This window comes from Sodalis sp. RH19, assembly GCF_047324215.1.
Lineage (GTDB): Bacteria > Pseudomonadota > Gammaproteobacteria > Enterobacterales > Enterobacteriaceae > Acerihabitans.
In genome coordinates, this window is the sequence record NZ_CP178734.1 from 861,461 (window position 1) to 887,522 (window position 26,062).

Genomic DNA, 26,062 nt, shown 5'->3' on the forward strand with positions numbered 1-26,062 from the left:
CGTGAACCGACGTCATTTTTTTAAACTGACCTGCGCCGGGGCCTTGCTGGCGGGCGTACCCGCCGCCGCGCTGGCGCAGGCGCAGAATAAACCGCCCATTCCGGGCGCGCTGGGCATGCTGTACGATTCCACGCTCTGCGTGGGCTGCCAGGCCTGCGTGACAAAATGCCAGCAGGTCAATCATTCTCCCAGGCCAGCCGCGGGGAAAACCTATGCCGGCGGCGCGGCCACCTGGTCGGATAATGACAAGCTCAGCCCGTATACCAACAATATTATCCAGGTGTGGACCTCCGGCACCGGCAAAAATAAGGATCAGGCCCAGGACGGCTACGCCTATATCAAAAAGCAATGCATGCACTGCGTAGATCCGAACTGCGTATCGGTCTGTCCGGTGTCCGCGCTGAAAAAACACCCCACGACCGGCGTGGTGCACTACAACGCCGATATTTGCACCGGCTGCCGTTATTGCATGGTGGCCTGTCCGTTTAACGTGCCGAAATACGATTATGACAATCCGCTGGGCCAAATCCATAAATGCGAGCTGTGCAACCAGCCCGGCGTCGCCCGGCTGGATAACGGCGGCTTGCCCGGATGCGTCGAGGTCTGTCCCACCGGCGCGGTGATTTTCGGCACCAGGGAAGCGCTGCTGGCCGAAGCCCGCCAGCGTCTGGCGCTGACCCCGGGCGTTGAATATCTGTATCCCCGCCAGACCCTTGGGGATGGGGATCGCTATGCGCGCGCCCTGCCGCGGTATGAACCGCATATCTACGGCGAGAAAGAAGGCGGCGGCACCCAGGTGCTGGTGCTGGCCGGGGTGCCGTACCAAAACCTCGACCTGCCGGCGCTGGCGGAGTTGTCCACCGGCGCGCGCTCGGAGCATATCCAGCATTCGCTGTATAAAGGCATGGTATTGCCGCTGGCGGTATTTGCCGGGCTGGCGCTGCTGGTGCGGCGCAATACCCGCGACGGACACGACGGCGACGATAAGGCCGCCGGGCCTGATCTATCCGGCGCGGCCGGCGACGATGCGCCGGGCGGGCGGGAGGCGTCAGGCGCCAAAACGACGCGCGTAGCGCCACCAGGAGAGAATAATCATGACGATGCATAAGGCCAGCCCGCTGGGCGGACGTCTGTTCGCCAGGCCCATTATGTACCTGGCGCCGCTGGTGATACTGTGCGCGGGGCTTATCCTCAGGCGACTGCTGTTCGGCATCGGCTCGGTGGCCAACCTGAACGGCGGTTATCCCTGGGGCCTGTGGATTGCCTTCGACCTGCTGGTGGGCACCGGCCTGGCCTGCGGCGGGTGGGCGCTGGCCTGGGCGGTCTACGTCTTCAACCGCGGCGAATTCCACCCGCTGATGCGTCCGGCGCTGCTGGCCAGCCTGTTCGGCTATTCGCTGGGCGGGTTGTCCATCACCATCGACGTCGGCCGCTACTGGAACCTGCCGTACTTTTATCTTCCCGGCTATTTCAATACCTCGTCGGTATTGTTTGAAACCGCGGTATGCATGACCATCTACATCGGCATCATGGCGCTCGAGTTCGCGCCGGTACTGTGTGAAAAGTGGGGATGGCACGCTCCGCGCAAATGGCTCGATAAAGGGATGTTCCTGATCCTGTCGCTGGGCGTTCTGCTGCCCACCATGCATCAATCCTCCATGGGGTCGCTGATGATTGCCGCCGGCATCAAGGTGCATCCCCTGTGGCAAAGCTACGAAATGCTGCCGCTGTTTTCGCTGCTGACCGCCTTTATCATGGGGTTTTCGATGGTGGTGTTTGAAGGTTCGCTGGTGCGGGCGGGGCTTGCGGGCCGCGGAGCGGACGAAACGCCGCTGTTCACGCGCCTGACGCGCATTATCGCCGTTTTCCTGACGATCTTCATCCTGCTGCGCTTTGCGGAAGTGATCTGGCGCGGCAAGACCGGCTATTTATGGGCGGGCGATCGCTATGCCGCGCTGTTCTGGGCGGAAATCGGCCTGATGCTGGCGCCGTTGCTGATGCTCTGCCTGCGACGCTGCCGCCGGGACGCCCGCGCGCTGTTTATCGGCGGGCTGTGCATGCTGTCGGGCGCGGCGCTGTGGCGCCTGGATTATTCCCTGATCGCCTTCAATCCCGGCGGCGGGTACCGCTATTTCCCCGCCGTGGGTGAAATCCTGATTTCAGTGGGCTTCGTCGCTATCGAAGTCTGTGCTTACATAATGTTGATTCGCCTGTTGCCGGTCCTGTCCGGGACGGCGGACCGCCATCACGATCGTCCGATTGAGGTAGAGCATGAGCCAACGCATCACCATTGATCCTGTTACCCGTATCGAGGGCCACCTGCGTATTGATTGCGAAATTGAACAGGGAAAAGTGGTCAAGGCCTGGTCGTCGGGCACCATGTGGCGCGGCATGGAAGAAATTCTCCAGGGCCGCGATCCGCGCGACGCCTGGATGATTGTCCAACGTATCTGCGGGGTGTGCACCACGGTGCACGCCATCGCCTCGGTACGCGCGGTGGAACACGCCCTGGGCATGAGCGTGCCGGTGAACGCCCAGTATATCCGCAACCTGATCCTGGCGGCCCACAGCATCCACGATCATATCGTGCATTTTTACCAGTTGTCGGCCCTGGACTGGGTGGATATTACCTCGGCGCTCAAGGCGGATCCGGTGAAAGCCGAAACGCTGCTCAAAGGCCTGTCCACCTGGTCGCTGAACAGTGCGGCGGAGTTCGCCAGGGTACAGCAAAAGATCAAGGATCTGGTGGCCAGCGGTCAACTGGGCATTTTCGCCAACGGTTATTGGGGGCATCCGGCCATGGCGCTGCCGCCGGAAGTCAACCTGATTGCGGTGGCTCATTACCTGCAGGCGCTGGAATGCCAGCGCGACGCCAACCGCATCGTCGCCATGCTGGGCGGCAAAACGCCGCATATCCAGAACCTGGCCGTCGGCGGCGTCGCCAACGCCATCAACCCGGATATGCCCAGCGTGCTGAACCTGGAACGGCTGATGTATGTCAAAACCTTTATCGACCGGCTGGGCGACTTTATCGAGCAGGTGTATAAAGTCGACTGCGTGGTGATCGCCGCCCACTATCCGCAGTGGCTGACGCTGGGGCGCGGGGCGCGGCATTACCTGAGCGTGCCGGAGCTGCCGCTGGATGGCAAGGGCGAGACCTTTTGGCTGACGGGCGGTTATCTGGAGGACGGCGACGCCGCCCGTTTCCGCCCCATCGCCAGCCATACCGACCCGTTCCTGATGGACGGCATCCAGGAAAGCGCCAAACATGCCTGGTACCAGGACGACGAGCCGCTGGCCCCCTGGGAGGGCCGTACCCGGCCGCAGTACACCGGCTGGCAGGAGGACGGTAAATATTCCTGGGTAAAATCACCGATATTCTACGGCCAGACGGTGGAGGTCGGTCCGCTGGCCTGGCTGCTGTGCGGGCTGGCGGCGGGCCACGAGGGCGCGCAAACCCACTTTTCGCAGCTTGGCGCCGCCTATCGCCATCTTACCGGCAACACGTTGCGCGAGGCCGATCTGCATTCCACCCTGGGGCGAGTCATCGGCCGCACCGTGCACTGCTGCGTGCTGAAAGACTCGCTGAGCGTGATGTGGCAACTGCTGGTGGACAATATCGGCCGGGGCGATCACCAGACCTTTATCAAGCCGGACATTCCGCTGGATAAGGAACTGCGCGGCGTAGGCTTCGGCGAAATGCCGCGCGGCATGCTGTCGCACTGGGTGGTTATCAGGGATGGCAAGATTGCCAATTACCAGGCGGTGGTCCCCTCCACCTGGAACGCCGGCCCGCGCAACGGGCAGGACGTGCCGGGGCCTTACGAGCAGTCGCTGGTGGGCACGCCGGTGGCCGACGCCGCCCGGCCGCTGGAAGTGGTGCGCACCATCCATTCCTTCGACCCCTGCATGTCATGCGCCGTGCACCTGGTGGACGCGACCGGCCGGGAAGTGAACCGGGTAAAGGTGCTGTGATGCGTATTCTGGTGCTGGGTATCGGCAACCTGCTGCTGAGCGATGAAGCGGTGGGGGTGCGCATCGTTGAAGCGTTGGCGCGCCGTTACCGGTTCACGCCCGCCATCGACATCCTGGACGGCGGCACCTCGGGCATGGAGCTGCTGGAAACCCTGTCCGGCCGCGATCATCTGATCGTGGCCGACGCGGTGCTCGCCGGCCATGCCCCCGGCGCGGTGGTGGTGCTGCGCGACGATGAGGTGCCCGCGTTCCTGACGCAAAAGCTGTCGCCGCATCAGCTGGGACTGGCCGATGCGCTGATGGCGCTGCGCCTGCTGGACGCGTTTCCGCGCCGCCTGACCCTGGTGGGCGTGGAGCCGCAAGCGCTGACCATGCGCATCGGCCTGACCGATTGCGTGGCGCGGGCGGTGGAACCGGCGCTGGGGCAGGTGATTGCCGCGCTGGAGCAAAGCGGCGTGACCGTGTCGGCGCGGGATGCCAGCGACGCGCCCCCCGACCCTGACGCCGGCCCCTTTTCCCGGCCCGACGACAATGACCCTTTTGATAAGGGAGATACCCATGCCGCGGTATGAAGATCCTCCCGCCCGGACAAGGGCTAATGAGGCCGCGGCTGCCGTCGGCGACGCGCCCGCGTCGTGGCTGGAGCCGCTGTTCCGGCGCATCGCCGATGAGCGCATGCGCGATTTGCCGTTTTTCCGTCCGGCGGTGCCGGTACGCGCCTGCGGTTTCACCCTGTTTGAACAGCAGTGGCTGGGATGCCTGCTGACCCCCTGGATGCTGAGCCTGTGGGTATTGCCGGGGCCGGGCCAGGAATGGCCGCCGATGGAAAACGGCGCGCGGCGGGCGCTGGCGTTGCCGTGCGGCAATGTCACCTTTATCAGCGGCGAGCTGGCGGGCCGGAGGCCCTATCTCTCCTGTTCCCTGATGTCGCCGCTGGATGCCGGGCTGACCGGCGCCGGGGCGGTCGCCCTGGCGGAACACTGCGTGAAAATGGCGTTGTCGTTGCCGGTGCGTGACGGCGACAGCCCGCCGGACGCCGATCGCCGCGCCTGGCTCACCCGCGGCCGGGGCGGCGCCCCGGATGCATGAGCTTTCCCTGTGCTACGAGGCGCTGGCGCTGATTGACCAGCAGGCCCGCTCGCACGGGGCGCGGCGGGTGACCGGGGTCTGGCTGGAACTGGGCGCGCTGTCGTGCATCGAGGAAAGCGCCTTGCGTTTTTCGTTCGGCACGGCGTGCCGCGGCACGCTGGCCGAAGGCAGCGCGCTGCACCTTGACGTGCGGCCGGCGCCGGCCTGGTGCTGGTCATGCGGCGCCGCCGTCGAGATAACGCACCATGGCGCGGGCTGCCCGCGCTGCGGCGGTCACGCGTTGCAGGTTAACGGCGGCGACAGCCTGCGCGTCAGGCAGCTGGAGCTGGAGTAACATCCCTTGGAGAGAGTATGTGCATAGGCATTCCCGGTAAGATCGTGGCCGTCGGGGCCGATATTCACCAGCCGGCCTGTATCGAGGTCTGCGGCGTGCAGCGCGCGGTAAATATCGCCCTGGTATGCGAAGGCGAACCCGCCGCGCTGGTCGGCCAGTGGGTATTGGTCCATGTGGGATTCGCCATGAGCCTGCTCGATGAGCAGGAGGCGCGTGAGACGCTGGCGGCATTGCAGTCCATGCAAATGGTCGGCCTGGAGCTCGACGAAATGAGACAGGATGGGAAGCTGCGGGTAGTGGGCTAAAAACAACGCCCGATAACGGCAACGCCCCGCCACCCGGGATACGGGTGGCGGGGCGTTGCTGATTAACGTGCGGATAGGGGGTAGGTTAACTTGCCCTGGTTAAAAAATGCCCACCAGCGTCACCACGGTCAGGATGGCGGCCAGTCCGTAAAACACCCATTTGCCGGCCGGCACATGAATTTTCAGGTCATGCGTGCAGTGATAAATGCGATGCAGCCCGCACCACAGCGGCAGGACAATCATCAGCAGCCAGAACAGGCGGCCTATCAGGGTATGGCTGAACGCGAGCACCCGCGGATAGCTGAGCGCCTCGCCCGGATACCAGCCCAGCGGCAGCAAAAAGGCCACCAGCAGGATTATCACCGGCGCGACGATGGCGCTCCACATGCCGCCGGCGCCGAACAGGCTCCAGAAAACCGGTTCATCGGCGCGTTTCGGATTTTGATTCATAGCGTTCTCCTGATTAAACGACAAGGGCCACGGCCAGTATCACCACCGTCACCACCAGCGTAACGCCCCAAAGCGTGGCGATAAACGGCGCCGGACCGACCTTTTCATCCTTGACGACCAGCACGGTGGCCTTGGGCGCCAGCTCAAACCAGGTTTTGGTATGCAGCAGCGCCGCCAGCAGCGTCAGCAAGTTAAGCGCCAGCACCACCGGGTTTTGCAGGAAATGCACAAACCCGTCCCAGTTCGCCTCGCCGGCCTTCAGCGCATACAGTCCGTAGATCAGTTCCAGGCTGAACCAGACCGCCGGTACGGCGGTGCCTTCGCGCAGCATATAAAAACGGTAGAACCCCAGCTTCTGCCACCAGTTGGCCGGCATGCTGCGAACGTAGGGCTTGCGTTTGGTTGTTATCATGTTAATCACTCCCTTAGCGAGGTTTCAGCATGGCGATCATAAAGTCCTGGGTGCTCGCCACTTTGCCCTGCTGAATGGCGGCGGCGGGATCCACATGTTTGGGACACACCTCCGAGCAGTAGCCGACGAACGTGCAGCTCCAGACGCCGTTTTCGCCGTTCAGCTGCGCCATCCGCTCCTTTTTGCCGTGGTCGCGGTTATCCAGATTGTACCGGTGCGCAAGCGTAATGGCCGCCGGGCCGATAAACTCCGGATTCAGCCCGAACTGCGGACAGGCGGCATAACATAAGCCGCAGTTGATGCAGCCGCTGAACTGATGGTATTTGGCCATCTGCGCCGGGGTCTGCAGGTTGGTGCCTTCCGACGGCTGGCGGTTATTGCCGATGATATAGGGCTTAATCGCCTCCAGGCTCTCGATAAAATGGGTCATGTCCACCACCAGATCGCGCTCGATGGGGAAGTGGCCCAGGGCCTTGACCTTCATGCCGTGGGGATATTCGCGCAAAAAGGTTTTACAGGCCAGCTTCGGCACATCGTCCACCATCATGCCGCAGGACCCGCAAATGGCCATCCGGCACGACCAGCGGAAGGACAGGTCCGGCTCCAGGTTATCCTTGATATAACCCAGCGCGTCCAGCAGCGAGGTTTGCGCGTCATAAGGCACGTCGTAAACCACGGGATGGGGGGCCTGATCCTGCTCGGGGTTATAACGCATTACCTCAAGCTTCAGCGTGTTCATCTCAGCCATTGGCCTGCTCCTTATCCTTTTTATCCTGTACCGCGGCCGCGGCGCCCTCGCCGCCGTACATCCGTTTGGCCGGCGGCAGGGTGGTGATCTTCACGTCGCTGTATTCCAGACGCGGCGCGCCGTCGGGATTATAAAACGCCAGGGTATGCTTGAGGAAATTCACGTCGTCGCGCTCGGTACAGCCCTCATCGAGCCGCTGGTGGGCGCCGCGCGATTCCCGGCGGTGGAACGCCGAATGCGCCATGCAGTCGGCCACCTCCAGTCCGTTGCCCAACTCAATGGTGTAGAGCAGATCGGTATTAAACACGCTGGAGGTATCGGTAATGGTAACCCGTTTAAACCGCTCTTTCAGCTCGGCCAGCTTATCCATGGTTTTTTGCATCAGCTCTGGCGTACGGTAGATGCCGCAGCCTTCTTCCATCGACAGGCCCATCTCGTCGCGGATGGCCGACCATTTTTCATTGCCCCGCTGGTCCATCAGGCGTTGCAGGGTGGTTTCCACGTCCCGCGCCTGGGCGTCGAGGACGGCGTTATTGGCGGCCGGCGCGGCCGCCGCGCTGGCCGCGGCCTGTTCGCCCGCCAGGCGGCCGAACACCACCAGCTCGGCCAGGGAATTGGAGCCGAGACGGTTGGCGCCGTGCAGGCCCACCGAGGAGCATTCGCCGACGGCAAACAGGCCGCGGATGCGCGTTTCGCATTGCTGATCGGTTTCAATGCCGCCCATGGTGTAATGGGCGGTGGGGCGTACCGGGATGGGATCCTTCACCGGATCGACGCCGACATAGGCCTTAGACAGTTCACAGATAAACGGCAGCCGTTCCAACAGCTTTTTCTCGCCCAAATGGCGCAGGTCGAGATAGACCACGTCGCCGCGCGGCGTGGCGATGGTGCGCCCGGCGCGCCATTCGTGCCAGAACGCCTGGGACAGCTTATCGCGCGGACCCAGTTCCATATATTTGTTTTCCGGATGGCCCAGCGGCGTTTCAGGCCCCATGCCGTAGTCCTGCAAATAGCGGTAGCCGTCTTTATTGACCATGATGCCGCCTTCGCCGCGGCAGCCTTCGGTTATCAGGATGCCGGAGCCGGGCAGGCCGGTGGGGTGGTACTGAACAAACTCCATATCGCGCAGCGGCACGCCGTGACGCAGGGCGATGCCCATACCGTCGCCGGTGACGATGCCGCCGTTGGTGTTATAGCGATAAACGCGGCCGGCGCCGCCGGTGGCCATGACCACGGCGTTGGCGCGGATGCAGATGCGCGTGCCTTCCATCATATTGATGGCCACCAGTCCGCGCGCCTGGCCGTCGTCCACCAGGATATCCAGCACGAAGTGCTCGTCGAAGCGCTTGATCTGCGGATATTTCAGCGAGGTCTGGAACAGCGTATGCAGAATATGGAAACCGGTTTTATCGGCGGCGAACCAGGTACGTTCGATTTTCATCCCGCCGAAACGCCTGACGTTCACCCGGCCGTCGGGCTTGCGGCTCCAGGGGCAGCCCCACAGTTCAAGCTGGGTCATCTCCTCCGGGCAGTGGCGGACAAAATGATCGACCACGTCCTGCTCGCACAGCCAGTCGCCGCCGGAGACGGTATCGTGGAAATGGGAGTCAAAAGAGTCATGATCCTGGGTGACGGCGGCGGACCCGCCCTCGGCGGCCACGGTATGGCTGCGCATGGGGTATACTTTCGATACCAGGGCGATAGTCAGGTTGGGATGGGCCTGCGCGGCGGCAATGGCGGCGCGTAAACCCGCGCCCCCCGCCCCTACGATGACGATATCGGCATTAAAGGTTTGCACTTTATTCTCCTGCTCATCGGACATTGCATTAAAATCAACAAAACGCAGCGGGATATTTAATTGACTTTAATAATTAAAATAACTGAAAATTTTTAATTAACTAAATTAAGCACACTAATTAATTTGATTCTTCTAATGATGCCATACATTCAGATAATAATAATATATTCCGTATGGGCAATAATGCGAGTGTGGATGAATACAGGTATGATGTAGATCAACAAAAAAAAGAGAAGTGAAATCATTTTGTTAAATTGACGGCAAAGCGGAATAATTGGCATTCAGCTATTGATGTCGCGCGCGGACAGGGAACGGCAACTGCCCGCCGGGACGCGCCGCCGTCCCGGCAGGGTTATTTTGACGTCAGGGCCGCCGGCGGTTAAAAACCATAACGGATGGCGTCCTTGCTTTGCTGCATCAGCGCATCGATTTTCTGGGAAAACGCCTCGATGCCCGCGCTGTCGCCGCGCTGGGAGCACTGGCGCCGTTTCAGGTTGTAGGCTTTCATCAGATGCGCCTGGGCGGGGCCGGGCTTGCCGTAGCACGCGACGCTCTTTTCCCAGCAGGCGATGGCGGCGTCCGTGTCCTGCCGCTCAAACAGCGTCTTGCCCAGTTCGTTAAGCGCTTTGGCGCATTCTTTCGGCGCCAGCCCCTGCGCCAGGATAGTATCAATAGACGAGACCATGGATCCTCCGCGTACGGTTAATGGAAAAAGTTAAGAATATGACCGAACACCAGTCCGACGCTGATGACATCCGAATCACTGAACGTGACGTTGGAAAACCCATACTGGCCGAGCAGGGGCAATAGCAACGCGGGCAGCAGGGTAATAAACAACCCATGGAACACGCCGCCGATGATGGCGCCGCGCCGTCCGCCGACGGCATTGCCGAAAATACCCGCGGTGCCGCCGGCAAAAAAATTGGTCAGCATGCCCGGCAGGATCATCGCCAGTCCCATGCTTGGGAACAGGAACATGCCGATAACCGAGCCGATGGTGGTGGAAATAAAACCGATAATCACCGCGTTGGGGGCATAGGGGAACAGCACCGGGCAGTCCAGCGCCGGAATGGCGTTGGGCACGATGCGCAGCGCGATGCCGCGAAACGCCGGTACGATTTCCGCCAGCAGCAGCCTGACGCCCGCCAGCAGGACATAAACCCCGACCACGAACTGTACCGATTGCAGGAAGGCATAGACCAGGTAGTTAACGCCGTGGGCATAAGGGGCGATCACCAAGGGGCCCGCGGCGATGGACGGAATCAGGTAGATCGGGATCATCACCACCATCATGGAGAGATACGTGTCCTGGAGAAAGGAAAACGACTGGGGCAGCTCCAGATCCTCGGTACTTTTGCCGACATCGCCGGTAAGCTTCGCCACGCCCGCCTGCACGATATAACCAATAGTGCAGAAATGGCCCAGCGCAATATCGTCCGACCCCGTTATCTTGCGCACAATGGGCTGCGCCAGCACCGGCATGCCGACCGCCATGACGCCGGCGATAACGCCGCCGATAAGGATTAATTCCGTCCCCCGCAGCCCGCCCATGTAACCGATAACCGAGCATACCGTGGCCATCCAGAGCGAGGCCTGGCCGGTGAGGAAAATATATTTATAGCGAGTGAAACGGGCGATAAGAATATTAATTACAAACGCCAGAACCATGATCAGGGCGGTTTCCCGTCCCAGGGTTTGTTGGGCGATGCCGGCAATGGAACCCACGTCGGTGACCACCCCGCGCATATGGAATCCTTTCTGGAATACATCGCCGAGGAAGTTGAGCGCAGTGACGATAATATTGGCGCCGGACAGCAGGACTAAAAATCCTAATAGCGTTTTAAGCGTGCCGGTAATAACCTGGCCGGGGCTCTTTTTTTGCGCGATAAGCCCAATCATGGCGATCAATGATATCAGTATCGACGCCTGGCCGAGCACATCGTTGACAATAAAATGGAGGAAAGACATAATAAGTCCCCTGTAGGGTTTGCAACAATCGGATTATCAATCAATCAATATCAAGCCAGGTAGCCTTTTTCCTGTAATACTGGCGTTAGTTTTTCTTTTATTTCGTTTTTATCAACCAATCTTTTAAGGTAAATAATAGTGGCATTTATCGTATAATGCTGGAACTGTGATCGGAAGTTTTCGCCAGTCATTATTATATCCGCCCTGCTTGACGTGGCGCTGGAAATATCACAATGAGACAAATCGGCATCCACGCCCAGATCTTTCAACGCGGCCTCAATACTCATTTCGCACGCAAAACTGCTGCCCAGTCCCGCCCCGCATACCGCCAGAATTGATAATTTTTTCATAATACAGGTTCCTTAAGTGATTCATCTGTAGGGTAACCGCCGCCATCGGGCCGGCATGACGCCGATGACGATAGCTCAATACCGCTTCCGGCGGACAGCCTGCGGCCTGCCCATCCTGAATAGCCATTAACCGGCCATGCGCCTGGCCCACCGGCGTTGATGGCCGCCTGGGTTGATGGTTATCGCCCCTTAGGGTGATACGTTAAAAATGGCGCAGTATGGCCAAAATCTCTTGTTCATCCCGCGCATGTTTTAAGGTATTTACCGCCTCCTCATCGCAAAATAATTTTGACAGGCTCGCAATCATTTCAATATGTGAATGGCTGTCGACGGCCGCCAGGGCAAAAATAACGTACACCGGATCGTTATCTTCGCTGCCGAAGGTCACGCCTTGCGAAACGATAACCAAGGACAAGGCGGTTTTAATTACCCCTTCCTCCGGCCGGGCATGGGGCATGGCAATGCCTTCGCCCAAGACATAGTAAGGGCCTATTTGTTCATGCATGGCGTAAATAGCCTGGAGATAACGGCTCTCAACCGCATGCTGATCGATAAGCGGCTGCACCGATAACGCCACTGCGCTTTGCCAGTCTTTCGCCTGATTAATTAAGCGAACGTTACTTTCGTTAATCCAGTCCGTTAACATAAAGACCCTTTTTAGCTAGGTATAGATATATACTAGTATGTTTCTGTTTCCTTATAAAAACTGTGATCCATCTTTATCTATTTCTACAATATTGTAAATAATAATAAAGAGTTGTTTTGAAAAATAATGCCAAATACTATTACGGGCTTTCTTTATATATGAAGAAGGCCTTTTTAAGCAGCAATGTTCTATTATATTCGGTCAGGTGTGAGTTATCTCCTTACAGTTTGTGGTTATATCACCGCGGCGCGCGGCAATGTTTGCATTATCCAGTCGTAAATAACGCGGGTATCCTGCGGTTGGTCCTGGTCGACGCTAAAGACCGGCCCTAATGCCATCGGTCCGGCGCGTTCCGCCAGCGCCCGCAGTTCGGGTAGATATTCCGCGCCGGGATGGCCGGGCAATCTGTCCGCCAGGCGCGCGGCATAGCGGGCGGCCGCCAGTTGCGCGGAAATCCGGCACCACACTTCGACCAGGCGCGTCACGCCGGCGTGCGCCAGATAATGCGCTAATAGCTCCCGGGGCTGGAAGCCAAACCAGGCGTCTATGATAAAGGTGCTTCCCGCCGGGGCCTGCGCCACGATGGACCAGATGACCTGGTAACTGGCTTTGCCAAGGGTACGGTTCATCGTGCGGTCGACACCGCCCAGATGCTGCAGAAACGGGTTTTTGATCCCGTCCAGGGATAACGAAAGCCAGCCGGACTGCCGGGAGAGGCCTGCGGCGAGGGTGCTTTTACCGGAGGCGGGGATACCGTTGATCATGATAATCCGCTTGCCGTTGTCACTTTCCGGCCGGTCCTGATGCGACGCCTGGGCGCCATTAGCAGGAGAAAACCGGATGCTGTCGGTCGCCGCGCCCTTGTCAGACATGTTTTACCTGCTCCGTTAACGCGTCTCTCGTCGGCCGGGTCGCGTGAAAATATTGTTTAATCACGGCCTGAATTTCGTTCAGCCGGGGAATAGCCAGTGTTTCCAGTTTTTGCCGGGTGGCCTCACGGTCCAGGGAAATACAATCTTTCCATAACGAACGGCCCGCAATGACGCCGGAGGCGCCCTTGCTCATGGCGTCCGCCACCTGGGTCAGGAAGGTGGCGTGATCGACGCCCGCCGAGAGCACGGCCCAGGGCACGTCGCCGGCAAGCCGGGTGATGTCCGCACAGGCCTGCGGCGAACCGGGATAGGGTAATTTCAGCACCTTGGCCCCGCATTCCAGGCAGATTTTCGTGCCACCATAGATAAGCTCCGGGATTTTCTGCTTATATTCCTCGTCCGTTTCATCATCGAGTTTATACGTCAGGAACTCAACCACCAACAATAAATCCTCGCGGGTGAAATCCTCGATGCATCGGCGCAGTATAGCGATATTGTGCTGGTTCGCCCCGGCGCGATCCGAGCGCAGATACACCATGATCTTGCCGCCGGTGGCGCCGAGCTCGCGCACCCGCCGGGCGTTGATATGGTCAACCAGCCGCGACAGCCGGTAGCCTTCGGGCGTGGTGTCGAACCCGGAGGCGTCGAGGCCTATCAGCAGCGCCGTGTCGCGCGCAATGATGCCGTCGTCCACCAGCTGCGGCACGGCGCAGACCGGATCGACCAGCACGCATGACGCCTTGCTTGCCAGGTAACGGGTGATATCGGCCTTGATCAGTCCCAGTTCGTGTTCGGAAATCTGCGCCTGCCGGGCGGGATCGTTGGATAGCAGGCTGCGCATGGCACCTCGCTGATCGCAGGCGATAACCAACATGGCGCCGTTGCTGCCACAGATTTGTTGATAGCTGCGTAATTCTGAGGTGGACATTTTTGACATGAATTTCTCCTTTACCTGAAATTTATTACAGACAAAAAACGCGGTGATACGTTGTTACCCTTTGTCATCATCGTCCTTGATTAAATGGGAGAAAATGGTCCCAATGCTGCGGTTTATAAGGGGTTTCTCCCTGGGGAACGATTGCAATTTCCCGCATATTGCGCAATAATTCCCCATCGACAGAGGTGAGTGTAATACATTACAGAAAGGAATTTCAAGCTGAAAGAGCCAATTTTGCAAGATCTTGCAGCTACTCGCGCCATGATGCATATGGTGGCGAAGCTGCATTACGAGTCCGACATGCCCCAGGTGGAAATTGCGCGCAAGTTCGATGTCTCCACCGCCACCATTTCACGGCTGCTGAACAAGGCGCGTGCCGCCGGCATCGTGCGCATCGAGGTGGTGGCGCTCTCTTCGCCTGAGAATATGACGGCGGACCTGATTAAGCGCCTGGGATTAAAAAAGGCCTTTGTCGTCGACGCGCCGCCGGCCAACGTCCTGGGCTCGCTGGCCGCGCCGCTGGCGTCGCTGCTGGAACAGGCGGGACTGGGCGCCGGATCGGTGCTGGGCATCGGCTGGGGCAGGGCGGTGCGGGAGGTGACCCTGACGGGCATGCCGCGGTTGCCGGGCATCCTGACCGTGGCGCTGAACGGCGGTATGCAGCAGGCCGCTCCCCATTTCCAGATTACGGAGTTCGTCCGGCGCGCCGCCGAGCAAATGGAAGGCAAGCCCTATTTCCTGCATGCGCCCTATATATCGTCCGCCGAGCTGCGCGACGCGTTTCTCGCCGATCGCAGCGTGCAGGATATTATTTCGTTATGGGATCGGCTGGATGTGGCGATTGTCGGCATCGGGCTGACCCATGCGCCCAAACCCGGCGAATCCACCACCGCCATCGCCGATGAAAAGACGCTGAGCCGGGCCGCCGGCGACGTGCTGCGCCATTACGTGACCGAGACCGGCGAGGTGCTGCACTGGGAAGGGGAGGCGCGCATGATCGCCGCCTCGCCGGAACAGCTCAGGCGCACGCCGCTGACCATCGGCGTGGCCGCCACGCCGGAAAAGGCCGCCGGCATTATCGGCGCGGTGCGATCGGGCATGATCAATTCCCTGGTGACCGATGTGAACACCGCCCAGGCGATACTGGACCGGCTGCCGGCGGGTTAACCGGCCTTTGCCGGGACGGGGACGGGGGATAAAAGCCAGCGCCCGGCGCAACGGGGCGCTGGCAAGGAGGACGACGCGCCGAGTCTTCAGCGTAAGGCGCGGCACGCGCGGGTAATGCGTTCGCAGGCCTCGCTCAGGCGGCTATCGTCGATGGCGTAGGCGATGCGCAGGTAAGGCGACGCGCCGAAGGCCGAGCCTTGCAGGGTAGCGACATGGCCGGCGTCCAGGAGATAGGCGGCAAAATCGCTGTCGCTGGCGAGGGTGGCGCCCGCCGGTGTTTTTTTGCCGATCATGCCGGCGCAGTTGGCGAACACATAGAATGCCCCCGGCGGTACCGCCGCCGCCAGGCCGTCGATGGCGTTGACGCAGGCCATGATGACGGCGCGGCGCCTGGCCAGGGTCGCCATCCAGGCGTCCATAAATCCCAGGCCCTGCTCCAGCGCCGCCACCGTCGCGGCCTGTGAAATGGAGCTGGGATTGGAGGTGCTTTGCGATTGCAATATCTGCATGGCCGCCACCAGCCAGTCCGGGCCGCCGGCATAGCCCAGCCGCCAGCCGGTCATCGAGTAGCCTTTCGACACGCCGTTTACCGTCAGCACCCGATCTTTCAGCCGGGGCTCTACCTGCGCCAGGGTAACGAATTCGCCCGCCGCATGGCAGATATGCTCGTAGATATCATCGGCCATGATCAGCACCTGCGGATTGTCGAGCAGCACCGCGGCCAGCGCCTTCAGCTCGGCGCGCGAGTAGACCGCGCCGGTGGGGTTGTTGGGGGAGTTCAGTATCAGCCAGCGGGTCCTGGCCGTAATGGCGGCGGCGAGATCGGCCGGGCGCAGTTTCCAGCCGTGGGCCTCGGCGCAGGGTACGATGCGGGCTTCGCCTTCGGCCAGCGCCACCATATCCGGATAGGATACCCAATAAGGGGCGGGGATGATCACTTCGTCGCCGGCCGAGACTGTCGCCAGCAGGGCATTGAAGATCAGCTGCTTGGCGCCGCTGCCCGCGATGACCTCCTGGGGCGCGTAGTCGACGCCGTTTTCGCGGCTGAATTTGGCGATGATGGCTTTTTTCAGGGCCGCCGTGCCGGGAACGGCTGTGTATTTTGTTTCACCTTGTACAATCGCATCTATGCCTGCCTGTTTGATGTGCGCCGGTGTATCGAAGTCGAGCTCGCCTTCACCGAGGTTAATCACATCCACGCCGGCGGCGGTTAGCGCGCGGACCTGATCGGAAATCGCCGCGGTCGGCGATGGTCTCACCCGGCGTAAGCGAGGCGCAAGTAATTCAGCTGACATCATTTCCCCTATCTATGAAATAATAAAATTGTATTATGTGATACAATAAAATCAATTTAAGCTATCACGTCTCCAGGCGGATTGCCCAGACTTTTTTTGCCGTGTTCCGACCATTAAGGACTTATCGCCATGACATTGCTCTTTGTTGCGCACGACACGCCGGAACCGGCGCTCTATGGGGCCATGGCCGCCATCCTGGCGCGTCGGCTGCGCCTGCCGCTGGCGCACCTGGCCATTGCATGGGATACCGCCCTCTATCCCGACGCCTGCCAGCACGCGATAGCCGCCGGCGCGCTGGTCACCAGCGGACTGATATGGCACGAACGCCTGAGCGGCGACGCCATAGATACGCCGAAGCGCTGGTCTGAACTGGCCGCCCTGCCGGCCGGACGGGACTGGGTGATCCCGCTCGGTCCGGCGCAGCTGGCCGAGTTGCCCGGCCGGCTGCGGGCGCTAAGCCGTCTTGCCGTGGACTATCAGCTGATCCGGGTGGATATGTCGCCCCAGGGCCTGGTTTTTCGCCGCAACGGCGCCATCGAAAGCGCCTGGGGGCAATGGCGCCGCGACGGCTTTGGCCGCTGGCGGGAAACTTCCCCTGACGATGCTATCGAGATCGTGCCTGGCGTGGCCCCGACCGGGGCGTTACCCGCCGTCGACCCCGGCCTGGGCAACGGGCGGGATGCTCCCGCCGCCGCGCCCCACAGCCTGGCCGGGGCCGCCGCTTCGCCGCTGGCCATCGTTTTGCTCGGCACGCGGCGGGATCAGCTGGAGGCCTATCCCGCCGCCGTCGCCGCGCTCGGCGATGCCGCCGACGCCCTGGCGCTGCGGCTTAATATCCTGTTTGCCTCGCCGCAGGAGCCTTGCGGCGATATCCTCAAACGCGCGCACGGCGTCCTGTTGCCCGGCGGCGCCGCCATGGCCAACGTGGCCGGGCAGATAACCGCGGCGCGTTATACCCTGGATAACGCTGTTCCCACCCTGGGCTTATGCCTGGGCATGCAAACCATGGCGACGGCGGTGGCCCAGCGCATGCTGGGCTCCACCGGGGTAAATCTGGCCGAGGCCGATCCCCTGGCGCCGGTAAAATCCTTTGTTCCGCTGGCGGAAACGGCCGGTCTTCCCCGGCACCGCCTGGGCGACCATATGATGCTGAGCGAGCCCGGCAGCCGTATGCACCAGTTGCTCGGCGACCGGTCAACCCTGCGCTATAACCACCGTTTCCACCTTAACCCGGCGCTGAAGCGGGATCTGGACATCGCCGGCCTGCGCTTCAGCGCCACCGATGCCAGCGGCGCCATTACCGACGGTATAGAATTTACCCGCCATGTATTCTATCTGGGGGTACAGGGCCACCCCGAGCTCTCGTCTTCCCGCCGCCGGCCGCATCCGCTGCTGATGGCGTTTTTAACCGCCGCGGCGCGGCGGCGGGAGACGGGGCTATAACGCCGCCGATACGCCGGCGCGCGGGTCGGCGGCCAGGCGCGCCAGTTCGGCCGCCACCTGGGCGATGACGTCCGCTTCCAGATCGAGAAGCGGCGCGCGCACATGGCCGCCGTCGAAGCCGCGCAGGTTCATGGCGGCCTTGACCAGTTGCGGCTGGCCGTGGCGGCGGGCCAGGGCGCGGTAGGGATACCACAGGCTATGCAGATCGCGGGCGGTGGCGGCGTCGCCGCGCTCAAGCGCGCGATAGGCGGCCAGAATGATTTCCGGCAGCGCGCAGCTGTTGGTGCTGCTGATGCCGTCGAAGCCGCACATCATCGGCCCGAGGAACGCCAGATCGGAGGCGCAGAATAGCCGCAGGCGGCCGGACAGGCGGTTGGCGATCTGGTCGATGGCGGTCGGATTCAGATCGCCTTGCTTAATGCCCACCACGCCCCCGATATCCGCCAGCTGTTCCAGTACCGCCGGCGGCAGCGTGATGCCAATGCCCGGCGCGTTATACACCAGGATGCCGGTGCGTGAAAGCGGGGCCATTTGTTTAAAGAAACTCACGATCTGCGCGTCGGTCACTTCGGAGACAAACGGCGGCGTCACCATCGGCAGGCCGCCCAGTTCGCCGGCAAGTGCCGTTAAATCGCGCACCGTGCGCGCGTCGGAACCGGCGCTGCACAGCATCACCGGCACCCGGTCGCCCACCACGTCCATGACGTGGCGAAATAACCGGGCGCGCTCATCGGCGCTCATCGCCGGGAATTCACCGTAGGTGCCGCCGATCAGCACGCCGTCGTAGCCCAGCCCGATGACCCGCTCGATATTGCGCGCCAGTCCCGCGAAATCAAATGCGCCGTCGGCGGTAAACGGGGTAACGGTGATATTAAAAATACCGCGCAGGCGTGCCTGGCTTTCACTGATGTCTTTCATAACTATGCTTTCCTGTCTGACCTGATAACGAAGAACCGATACCGCAGCCCGGCCATGGGGCCGGGCGCGTGGGAGAGGTTGCGCCGCCGGGGCGGAGCATTGCCGGCGCGGCCTGGCCGCCTTGGCGGGCGCCGGCCAGGCAGGCGCATACAGCGCCCGGCTAAAGCCGGTATAACGGCCGGTCCACCGCCCCGAGGGCCCGGCAGCCGGTTTCGGTCACCACGATGGTTTCGCTGACGCCGACGGTGAATTCACCATAGATTCTCAGCGCGGGCGGAATATGGAAGGTCATGCCCGGTTGCAGTTCGGTGGTGATGCCGCTGTAAAGACTGAGGATTGCGCCTTCGCCCCAGTCCGGCGCGAACGACACGCCGATGGAATAGCCGGTGCGTTTTTTAAAGTTATCGGTATACCCGGCGCGGTCGATCACTTTCTGGCAGGCGAGATGCGGGGCCTCGCAGGTGGCGCCGGGGCGGATGGCGTCAAGGGCCGCCTGCAGGGCTTCCTGACAGGTTTTTTCCATTTCCAGCGCCACGGCGGGCGGTTTGCCCAGCCACGCCGAGCGCATCAGCGCCGCGTGATAGCGATCGTGGGTGGCGGCCATTTCCAGGAAGATAGGATCGCCGTCCTGGATTTTGCGCCGGCGCCAGGTGCCGTGCGGCACGCCGGTACGCGGGCCGGAGGAGACCAGCGGTTCCATGCCCATATATTCGGATCCGGCGGCGATGGCCGCGCCCATCATGGCGGCGACCAGGTCGTTCTCGGTGGCGCCGGCCCGGATGGCCGCGCGCCCGGCCAGCATGCCCGCGTCGACATAGCGGGCGGCGTGGGCCATTTTTTCCAGCTCGGCGGCGGATTTCACCGCGCGCAGCTGTTCAATCACGCCCGCCGCGTCGTGGATAACGCCCAGCTCGGCTTGCAACGCTTCGTAAACGGCAATCGGCAGAAACCAGCCGCGTTTATCAATGCCGATGCGGCGCCGGGTCCAGCCGCGGTCCTTCAGCACGCCCAGCAGAAAATTCACCGGATTATCGCCGTCGGTATAAATGGCGGCGTCGCGGATAAAGGTGTTGGAAATAAAGTTAAAATATTCCAACTGGCGGATAACGAATACCGGATCGCCCTCCACCGGCAGCACCAGGGCCTGAAAGGTGTAATATCCCGGCGTCTGCTGGCCGGTGAGATAGAAAATATTTTCCGGACCGGTGATGACCATGACGTCCAGCCCGGCCTGGGTGAGCAGGGCGCGCGCGCGCTCGACGCGTCCGCGGTATTCCTCTTCGCCAAAGGCGGATTCGCCGCCCGGCGTCACGCGGCCCAGATCGGGCAACGGGGTCTTGTTTACTGCGCTTGGGTTTGTCATTTACAGAACTCCTGGATGAATTCCGCCCGGGCGGGGTCAAAACCGACCCCCAACCCGGACGCGCAAGGGCTGCAGACCAGCCCTTGCTGATAGATAAGTCCGGCGACCGGATCGTTGCCCAGCCCGTCGGCGCCATACAGTTCGGCATAGGCCGGGCGGGAGGCGCAGGCGACATGCAGCGCGGCGGCGGTGGCCGCCGCGCCTTCATTCATTTGGCCTATCATAAAAGGCACGCCGGCGGCGTTAAGCCGCCGCGCGGCGGCAAGGGCCGGGCCGATGCCGCCCATTTTCACCAGCTTCAGGTGCGCCCAAACCTTGCCGCCCAGGCCGATGACGCGGGCCAGATCCGCCTCGCTGCTCATGCTTTCGTCGAGCATCAGCGGGATCGGGCTGGCGGCGGCCAGCGCCGCGTAGCCGTGTTCCGGGTCGTCGGCCGCGCCATCGGCAATCGGCTGCTCCATATAACGTAAATCGTAGGCGGCCAGGGCCCGCAGGCGCGCCAGGGCCTCGCGCGCCGGCCACTGGCCGTTGGCGTCCGCCGCCAGGCTGATGCCGGCGCCAAAACGGCGGCGCAGGGCGGCGACGCGGTCCAGGTCCTGGTCAAATCCGGCCACGCCGACCCGCAGTTTCAACTCGGTGAAACCCCGGTCCACATACGCCTCGGCCTGTTGCAGCATTTGCTCGCGCGAGGACCAGAACAGCGTCTGGTTAGTGCGATAGCTCACCACCGGCGAAGACGCGCCGTCCTGCGCCGGCGCAATGGCCACGGGGTGCCGCTCCCGCGCCGTTTCCCCGCCTGGCGGCACGGCGCCGCCCGCGTCCCGGGGACGCGCCAGCAACCCGGCGACGCTGATGCCTTGGCGCCGGGCAAGCAGGTCATGCAGCGCCACATCAAGCAGCATGCGCGTCGGCGCCAGAATTCCTGCCGCCCAGGTATCCAGCCCGGCCAGCAGTTGCGCGGGGTCCAGGGCAAGATCCAGCCGGCGCAGGCAGCGGAGGACGTCGTCCAGCACCTGCTGCGGGCTGTAGCCGTTCAGGTAGGCGATATTCACCCGCACCTCGCCCAGGCCCTGGAAGGCCTGATCCTCCAGCAGCAGGTAAAGCTCGTCCAGCGCCGCCACGCTGCCCGAGGAGGCGGTATACAGCCGTAGATGCGGGTAGCGCAGCGCGGCGCGATACAAAGTGGCTTTCACCCGGGCTCCTTAGCGGCTCATCATCGCCAGCGCCACGTCGCGATAGATCTCGCTGGCGGCAATAAATTCATCGATGGGCACGAACTCATCGGGTTTGTGCGCGTCGGCAAGGGATCCCGGGCCGATAACGATGCCCTTGGTGCCGAGACTGCGAAAATGCACCAGATCGCAGCCGCCCTGGAAGCCGAACGGCCCCGGCTCCGCATTGCCGTGGGCGCGACAGGCATCCAGGCCCGCCAGTACGATGGGATCGCCGGAGTCGGTTTCCGTCGCGCCGCCGGTGGTCGGTTTAAAGGTGACGATGTCGCTGCGCACGCCGAACTTTTCCCGCGCCAGCGTAAGCAGATCGCGGATCTCTTGTTTAACCTGCTCTTCGTCTTCCCCCGGCACCATGCGCCGGTCCAGCAGCAGCTCGCAGCTGTCCGGCAGCACGTTATCCGCATGGCCGCCGTTGATGCGCGTCACCGTCAGGCTGGCGGATCCCACCAGCGGGTGGCAATGGCAGCGCACGCTGTGTTCGTGGGCATGTTCCACCAGACCCAGCAGCTGCGCCGCGCGGAAGATGGCGTTTTCGCCCAGCTCCGGCGTGCCGGAGTGCGCGGTAACGCCGTGCACCCGCACCAGCGGACGCAGGCTGCCTTTATGGGCGGAATAAGTGCTGTTAGAGGTCGGTTCGCCAATCACCGCGTAGTCGATTTTCGCCGGCGTCTCGCGCACGTAGAATTTGGCGCCTTCGCTGGCCACCTCCTCGTCGGCGACGAAAATCCCCATCAGGGTGCCGCGCCAGCCGTCGCGATGCGCCGCCAGCATGCGCATCGCCTCAAGCATCGCCACCAGCGGCCCTTTGGCGTCGCAGGAGCCGCGGCCATACAATTTGCCGTCGCGCTCGGTAAGCGTAAAGGGATCCTGGCTCCAGCCGTCGCCCGCCGGCACCACATCGATATGGGTGTTAAAGGCGAAGCAGGGACCGGCGCCATTTTCCAGGCGCGCAATGACATTGGTGCGGCCAGGGAGGTATTCGCTAAGCGTCAGGTCAAAACCGGCATCGGCCAGCAGCCGGCTGATATGTTCCGCCGCTTCGCGCTCGCGCCCCGGCGGGTTTTCGGTATTGATTGCGACCAGCGCGGCAAGATCGCGTTTCATCCTGCCGATATCGGGCGATGAAAGACTCATCGACATCTCCTGAGGTGAATAAACGCCCTGACGAGGGCATGCATGATTGGCACTAACTATCAGTGCAATATCTGGTCGAGGAAGCGCTGCGCCCGCTCGCTCACATCGCCGCCGAAAAACTTCTCGCTCGGGGCGTTTTCAATGATTTCGCCGTTTTCCATAAAAACGATATGGTTGGCGGCGCGCCGGGCAAACCCCATCTCGTGGGTGACCACGATACTGGTCATGCCCTCGGCGCTCAGATCGGCCATGACGTCGAGCACCTCGCGGATCATTTCCGGATCCAGCGCCGAGGTCGGCTCGTCGAACAGCATCAGCTTGGGTTTCATCGCCAGGGCGCGGGCAATGGCCACCCGCTGCTGCTGGCCGCCGGACAGCTCGTCGGGAAACGCGTCGGCCTTGTCCGGTATGCGCACCTTGCCCAGCAGTTCCAGCGCCTGGGCCTGGGCCTCGGCGCGGCTGACGCCGCGCACCGTCATCGGCGCGAGCATAATGTTTTCCGCGGCGGTGAGATGGGAAAACAGCTCATAGCTTTGAAACACCATGCCGATGTCCTGGCGCAGCCGGTGCGGCTTGATATCGGCATGGGTAATATCCTGGTTGCGGAAAAAAATGGCGCCGCCTTCGATGGGTTCCAGCAGGTTGACGCAGCGCAGCAGGGTGGATTTGCCCGAGCCGGAGGGGCCTATCAGCACCACGGTGTCGCCCTCGGCCACGTTAAGCGAACAGTTTTTCAGCACATGCTGCGCGCCGAAATGTTTATCGACGCCGATGATCTCCAGAACCGGTTTTGTGCTTTTCATCATTTTTCCCTCAGTGTGTCGTGCCGGTACTGCCGCGCAGCAGGCGTTCGGTGAATGACAACGCCGGCTTTCTGCGTTTTTTCGGGTCGAGGTAACGCTCCAGCCAGGCCTGGCCCAACATAAAGAGGGTGGTCAGCACCAGATAATAGATACCGGCGGCGCACAGGGCCTCGAAATAGCGGAAGCTGGCGCTGGCGGTCTGGTTGGCGATAAGAAGCAGTTCCTGCACCGCAATCACCGAGACCAGGGCGCTGGACTTGAGCATGCTGATCATCTGGTTGCCCATCGGCGGCAGCACAATCCGCGCCGCCTGCGGCAGCACGATCTTGCGCATGATCTGCCCGCCGGTCATGCCCAGCGCCATGCCCGCGGTGCGCTGTCCGCTGCGTACCGCCTGCAGTCCGGAGCGCAGGATTTCGGCCATATACGCGCCCTCGTTCAGCGACAGCGCCAGGATCGCGCAGGTAAACGCCGAGAACCGCACGCCGAAACCGGGCAGGACGTTATAGACAAAAATGATTTGGAACAGCACCGGCGTGCCGCGAAACAGCCAGAGATAAAAGAAGGCCAGCCCCGTGCAGATACGTAACCGGGACTCCTGTAACAGGGCCAGCACCAATCCCATGATGATGCCGAAAAACAACGAGCACACCGTCAACAGCAGGGTCATTAACGCGCCCTGGAAGAACGCCGGGGAGAGCAGGTACTGCCAAACAAGATCAAGGGACATGGACTTTCCTTAAACGCCGGGACCGGTCGGAAAACGTGGTGATGATCAAAAAATAGCCACCGACGCGGGGAACTGCCATTTCGCGATCAATTTCTGGTAGGTGCCGTCGGCAACAAGTTCTTTCAGGCCGGTTTCAATCAGGGTTTTCATCTGCGCGTCGCCTTTGCGCAGCGCAATGCCGATATGGGTATCGGCCTCGAATTCATCGCCGGTGGTTTCGAAGGTATCGCCTTTTTCGCTCAGCAGCGCCACGGCGCCCGGGGTGGAAAGAAATTCAGCATCGGCCCGCTTTTGCGCCACCGCCACCGCCGAGTCGGTGGCCGCCGGGAAGGTCATGACGTTAATGGCCGCCTTGCCGCCGTCCTGGCACGCTTTGCTGCTCACGCGCGCCTGGCTTTCCTCAATGCCGCCGAGGGTCACGGCAATGCTCTTGCCGCACAGCGACAGGTCGCGGCCGGTAATCTTCTCCGGATTGCCCTTGGCGACCACCACCCGGCTGCCGATTTTCAGGTAAGGCACAAATTCCACCTGCTCGGAACGCACCGGGTTGATATACATCGCCGAGTTGATGATATCCAGACGCTTACCCTGCAATGCCGGGATCAATCCCTTGAACTCCATGGACATCGGCTGCGGTTTCAGCGCCAGCTTGGCCGACAGGGCGTTGATCAGGTCGATATCAAAGCCGGTCAGCTTGCCGTCCTTCATGTATTCAAACGGCATAAAGGTGGCGGCGGTGCCATAGGTCAGCTCGCCCTTACTGACCAGCTCAGGCGCCGCCTGGCTCATCAGGGGGGCGCCCAGACATAACGCGGCCAGGGTAACGACGGCATAGCGACGCAAAAACAAGTTTTTAGACATGTCAGGCTCCGGGGGTGATGAGCGTAATTGCTCTTTGTGTATCATTAAATACAATTGAAAGGGGTTGTCAAGGCTCTTTTTTGGTGCACATTCTGCACTATATAAGGGCTTGCACGCTATTTGAAGGTGTTATTGTTTAATGGGTTATTGTATAATAGTATGCAACAAATACTTTTTGGATGCGGCACTCCATGACTCAAACGGCGACGGCCAGCGGACGGCGACTGGCAAATCAAATCCTGGATCTGATACGCGAGGCGAAATTCGAGCCGGGGCATCACCTGCGCGAACAGCAACTGGCGGATATGGCGGGCGTCTCCCGCACCCCGGTGCGCGCGGCCATGAAACTGCTGTGCGAACTGGGCATCATCGAAACGCGGCGCAACCAGGGATTTTTCCTGGTTAAGCCCTATGATGAAATCCAGCGCATCAGCATTGATGTACCCGCCAGCAGCGATCAGGACCTGTATGAACAGCTGGTCCGGGACCGCATCGCCGGCAAACTGCCGGAATCCCTGACCCAAACCGAGATCTCGCAGCGCTATGACGTCGATCGCAATGTCCTGGCGCGCACGTTGCTGCGCTTGTCCGAGGACGGACTGATTGCGCGCAATAAAGGCCACGGCTGGTCGTTCCTGCCGACGCTCAATACCGACGTGGCGTTCAGCAACGGTTACCGGTTCCGGCTGATGATTGAGCCGGGCGCGCTGCTGTCCCCCGGCTTCCAGGCGGATAAAAACACGCTCAGGCGCCTGCGCCAGCAGCATATGTTCCTGATTTCACACCCGGATATCTTAAGCGTCGACGGGCGGCAGATTTTCGACACCGACGCCAGCTTCCATGAAACGCTGGCGGAATTAAGCGGCAATATTTTTATCCTGCAGGCCATCGTACAGCAGAACCGCCTGCGTCGTCTGCTGGAATTCGGCAGCTATACCAATAAGCAGCGGGTGCGCGAATGGTGCGGCGAACATGTGGCGATCATCGACGCCGTCCTGGAAGGACACATGGCCGAAGCCGCGGAAATCATGCGCCGTCATCTGCAATCCGCCTACGAAAACGGACGCACTAAGGTCAGTAAAAGCAGCAAGCCGGATTAAGGCGGCCCGCCAACACCGGGCTCAAAGCAGACGTGTTCAAGGGAAAGCGTGCCAATGGGGTCCAATCGGGCGTGGTATTCCCGCCAAACCGAGCCCCATGGCATGGTAAGCCCGCCAACACCGGGCTCAAAG

At 61.5% G+C, this 26,062-nt stretch carries 28 protein-coding genes; 10 read left to right on the plus strand and 18 right to left on the minus strand.

The genetic code is table 11. The features are described 5' to 3' along the window. Position 1: 1 nt before the first annotated feature. From hybA to hybG, 7 genes are read left to right on the plus strand one after another with little or no spacing between them, the layout of a single operon-like run. Complete coding sequence (gene hybA, locus ACL2XF_RS03875; protein WP_413723208.1) at positions 2 to 1,108, plus strand: hydrogenase 2 operon protein HybA; 1,107 nt, start codon at positions 2 to 4, stop codon at positions 1,106 to 1,108. Further along, entirely contained in the window at positions 1,095 to 2,294 is a 1,200-nt protein-coding gene (gene hybB, locus ACL2XF_RS03880; protein ID WP_413723207.1) for a Ni/Fe-hydrogenase cytochrome b subunit, read from the plus strand. Before hybA ends, hybB begins: the two co-directional genes overlap by 14 nt. Beyond that, positions 2,272 to 3,975, plus strand: a complete 1,704-nt coding sequence (gene hybC, locus ACL2XF_RS03885) for a hydrogenase 2 large subunit (protein WP_410014424.1) — start codon at positions 2,272 to 2,274, stop codon at positions 3,973 to 3,975. The genes hybB and hybC overlap by 23 nt, the downstream gene beginning before the upstream one ends. Next, a complete protein-coding gene (locus tag ACL2XF_RS03890) occupies positions 3,975 to 4,547 on the plus strand; it encodes a HyaD/HybD family hydrogenase maturation endopeptidase (protein WP_413728048.1) in 573 nt (190 codons plus the stop codon). The genes hybC and ACL2XF_RS03890 overlap by 1 nt, the downstream gene beginning before the upstream one ends. Further along, positions 4,534 to 5,064 (plus strand): hydrogenase-2 assembly chaperone, encoded by a 531-nt coding sequence (gene hybE, locus ACL2XF_RS03895; protein WP_413728049.1) that lies wholly within the window; start codon positions 4,534 to 4,536, stop codon positions 5,062 to 5,064. The genes ACL2XF_RS03890 and hybE overlap by 14 nt, the downstream gene beginning before the upstream one ends. Then, on the plus strand, positions 5,057 to 5,398 hold the full coding sequence (gene hypA / locus ACL2XF_RS03900) for a hydrogenase maturation nickel metallochaperone HypA (protein ID WP_413728050.1): 342 nt from the start codon (positions 5,057 to 5,059) through the stop codon (positions 5,396 to 5,398). The genes hybE and hypA overlap by 8 nt, the downstream gene beginning before the upstream one ends. A 17-nt stretch (positions 5,399 to 5,415) precedes the next feature. After that, entirely contained in the window at positions 5,416 to 5,703 is a 288-nt protein-coding gene (gene hybG / locus ACL2XF_RS03905) for a hydrogenase maturation factor HybG (protein WP_413728051.1), read from the plus strand. A 99-nt stretch (positions 5,704 to 5,802) separates the two neighbouring features. Here hybG and frdD read toward each other — a convergent pair whose 3' ends face one another. From frdD to ACL2XF_RS03955, 10 genes are all read right to left on the minus strand, one after another. Beyond that, positions 5,803 to 6,153 carry a fumarate reductase subunit FrdD gene (frdD, locus tag ACL2XF_RS03910; RefSeq protein ID WP_410014429.1) on the minus strand — a complete coding sequence of 117 codons (351 nt, stop codon included), beginning with the start codon at positions 6,151 to 6,153 and terminating at the stop codon, positions 5,803 to 5,805. Between the two features lie 13 nt (positions 6,154 to 6,166). Next, the gene (frdC, locus tag ACL2XF_RS03915; protein WP_410016777.1) at positions 6,167 to 6,562 is read right to left on the minus strand and encodes a fumarate reductase subunit FrdC; all 396 of its coding nucleotides are present in this window, start codon (positions 6,560 to 6,562) and stop codon (positions 6,167 to 6,169) included. Positions 6,563 to 6,578: 16 nt separating this feature from the next. Next, positions 6,579 to 7,313 carry a succinate dehydrogenase/fumarate reductase iron-sulfur subunit gene (locus ACL2XF_RS03920; RefSeq protein WP_410014430.1) on the minus strand — a complete coding sequence of 245 codons (735 nt, stop codon included), beginning with the start codon at positions 7,311 to 7,313 and terminating at the stop codon, positions 6,579 to 6,581. Next, complete coding sequence (gene frdA, locus ACL2XF_RS03925) at positions 7,306 to 9,111, minus strand: fumarate reductase (quinol) flavoprotein subunit (RefSeq protein WP_410014431.1); 1,806 nt, start codon at positions 9,109 to 9,111, stop codon at positions 7,306 to 7,308. The genes ACL2XF_RS03920 and frdA overlap by 8 nt, the downstream gene beginning before the upstream one ends. A 379-nt stretch (positions 9,112 to 9,490) precedes the next feature. Further along, positions 9,491 to 9,796 carry a hypothetical protein gene (locus ACL2XF_RS03930; RefSeq protein WP_413728052.1) on the minus strand — a complete coding sequence of 102 codons (306 nt, stop codon included), beginning with the start codon at positions 9,794 to 9,796 and terminating at the stop codon, positions 9,491 to 9,493. A 17-nt stretch (positions 9,797 to 9,813) separates the two neighbouring features. Continuing rightward, on the minus strand, positions 9,814 to 11,079 hold the full coding sequence (locus ACL2XF_RS03935) for a PTS sugar transporter subunit IIC (RefSeq protein WP_413728053.1): 1,266 nt from the start codon (positions 11,077 to 11,079) through the stop codon (positions 9,814 to 9,816). Between the two features lie 50 nt (positions 11,080 to 11,129). Then, positions 11,130 to 11,429, minus strand: coding sequence for a PTS sugar transporter subunit IIB (locus ACL2XF_RS03940; protein WP_410014434.1), 300 nt, complete (start codon positions 11,427 to 11,429; stop codon positions 11,130 to 11,132). Between the two features lie 202 nt (positions 11,430 to 11,631). Continuing rightward, positions 11,632 to 12,075, minus strand: a complete 444-nt coding sequence (locus ACL2XF_RS03945; RefSeq protein ID WP_410014435.1) for a PTS sugar transporter subunit IIA — start codon at positions 12,073 to 12,075, stop codon at positions 11,632 to 11,634. A 233-nt stretch (positions 12,076 to 12,308) separates the two neighbouring features. Next, positions 12,309 to 12,839: an AAA family ATPase gene (locus ACL2XF_RS03950; protein ID WP_413723467.1), complete on the minus strand. Its 531-nt coding sequence runs from the start codon at positions 12,837 to 12,839 to the stop codon at positions 12,309 to 12,311. Positions 12,840 to 12,939: 100 nt separating this feature from the next. Then, positions 12,940 to 13,884 carry a tagatose-bisphosphate aldolase gene (locus ACL2XF_RS03955; protein ID WP_410014436.1) on the minus strand — a complete coding sequence of 315 codons (945 nt, stop codon included), beginning with the start codon at positions 13,882 to 13,884 and terminating at the stop codon, positions 12,940 to 12,942. A gap of 234 nt (positions 13,885 to 14,118) precedes the next feature. On the opposite strand from ACL2XF_RS03955, the gene ACL2XF_RS03960 reads away from it, so the two are divergent. Further along, positions 14,119 to 15,051 (plus strand): sugar-binding transcriptional regulator, encoded by a 933-nt coding sequence (locus ACL2XF_RS03960; RefSeq protein ID WP_410014437.1) that lies wholly within the window; start codon positions 14,119 to 14,121, stop codon positions 15,049 to 15,051. An 86-nt stretch (positions 15,052 to 15,137) separates the two neighbouring features. On the opposite strand, the gene ACL2XF_RS03965 is transcribed toward ACL2XF_RS03960, so the two are convergent. Further along, positions 15,138 to 16,346, minus strand: coding sequence for an aminotransferase class I/II-fold pyridoxal phosphate-dependent enzyme (locus ACL2XF_RS03965; protein WP_410016779.1), 1,209 nt, complete (start codon positions 16,344 to 16,346; stop codon positions 15,138 to 15,140). Positions 16,347 to 16,475: 129 nt separating this feature from the next. Between ACL2XF_RS03965 and ACL2XF_RS03970 the strand changes: the two genes are divergently transcribed. After that, on the plus strand, positions 16,476 to 17,789 hold the full coding sequence (locus ACL2XF_RS03970; RefSeq protein ID WP_413728054.1) for a glutamine amidotransferase-related protein: 1,314 nt from the start codon (positions 16,476 to 16,478) through the stop codon (positions 17,787 to 17,789). On the opposite strand, the gene ACL2XF_RS03975 is transcribed toward ACL2XF_RS03970, so the two are convergent. The 7 genes from ACL2XF_RS03975 to ACL2XF_RS04005 form a co-directional block, all read right to left on the minus strand. Next, complete coding sequence (locus tag ACL2XF_RS03975) at positions 17,784 to 18,707, minus strand: dihydrodipicolinate synthase family protein (protein ID WP_413728055.1); 924 nt, start codon at positions 18,705 to 18,707, stop codon at positions 17,784 to 17,786. The genes ACL2XF_RS03970 and ACL2XF_RS03975 overlap by 6 nt on opposite strands. A gap of 160 nt (positions 18,708 to 18,867) precedes the next feature. Beyond that, positions 18,868 to 20,070: a M24 family metallopeptidase gene (locus ACL2XF_RS03980; RefSeq protein WP_410014440.1), complete on the minus strand. Its 1,203-nt coding sequence runs from the start codon at positions 20,068 to 20,070 to the stop codon at positions 18,868 to 18,870. Then, positions 20,067 to 21,263 (minus strand): mandelate racemase/muconate lactonizing enzyme family protein, encoded by a 1,197-nt coding sequence (locus tag ACL2XF_RS03985; protein ID WP_413728056.1) that lies wholly within the window; start codon positions 21,261 to 21,263, stop codon positions 20,067 to 20,069. The genes ACL2XF_RS03980 and ACL2XF_RS03985 overlap by 4 nt, the downstream gene beginning before the upstream one ends. A 9-nt stretch (positions 21,264 to 21,272) precedes the next feature. Beyond that, positions 21,273 to 22,436, minus strand: a complete 1,164-nt coding sequence (locus ACL2XF_RS03990; protein WP_413728057.1) for a M20 family metallopeptidase — start codon at positions 22,434 to 22,436, stop codon at positions 21,273 to 21,275. 59 nt (positions 22,437 to 22,495) lie between these two features. Continuing rightward, positions 22,496 to 23,239 carry an amino acid ABC transporter ATP-binding protein gene (locus ACL2XF_RS03995; protein ID WP_410016780.1) on the minus strand — a complete coding sequence of 248 codons (744 nt, stop codon included), beginning with the start codon at positions 23,237 to 23,239 and terminating at the stop codon, positions 22,496 to 22,498. A 10-nt stretch (positions 23,240 to 23,249) separates the two neighbouring features. Further along, positions 23,250 to 23,969: an amino acid ABC transporter permease gene (locus ACL2XF_RS04000; RefSeq protein ID WP_410014443.1), complete on the minus strand. Its 720-nt coding sequence runs from the start codon at positions 23,967 to 23,969 to the stop codon at positions 23,250 to 23,252. Positions 23,970 to 24,014: 45 nt separating this feature from the next. Continuing rightward, positions 24,015 to 24,830: an ABC transporter substrate-binding protein gene (locus tag ACL2XF_RS04005; protein WP_410014444.1), complete on the minus strand. Its 816-nt coding sequence runs from the start codon at positions 24,828 to 24,830 to the stop codon at positions 24,015 to 24,017. Between the two features lie 191 nt (positions 24,831 to 25,021). Between ACL2XF_RS04005 and ACL2XF_RS04010 the strand changes: the two genes are divergently transcribed. Beyond that, positions 25,022 to 25,930 (plus strand): GntR family transcriptional regulator, encoded by a 909-nt coding sequence (locus ACL2XF_RS04010; RefSeq protein ID WP_410014445.1) that lies wholly within the window; start codon positions 25,022 to 25,024, stop codon positions 25,928 to 25,930. Positions 25,931 to 26,062: the final 132 nt, after the last annotated feature.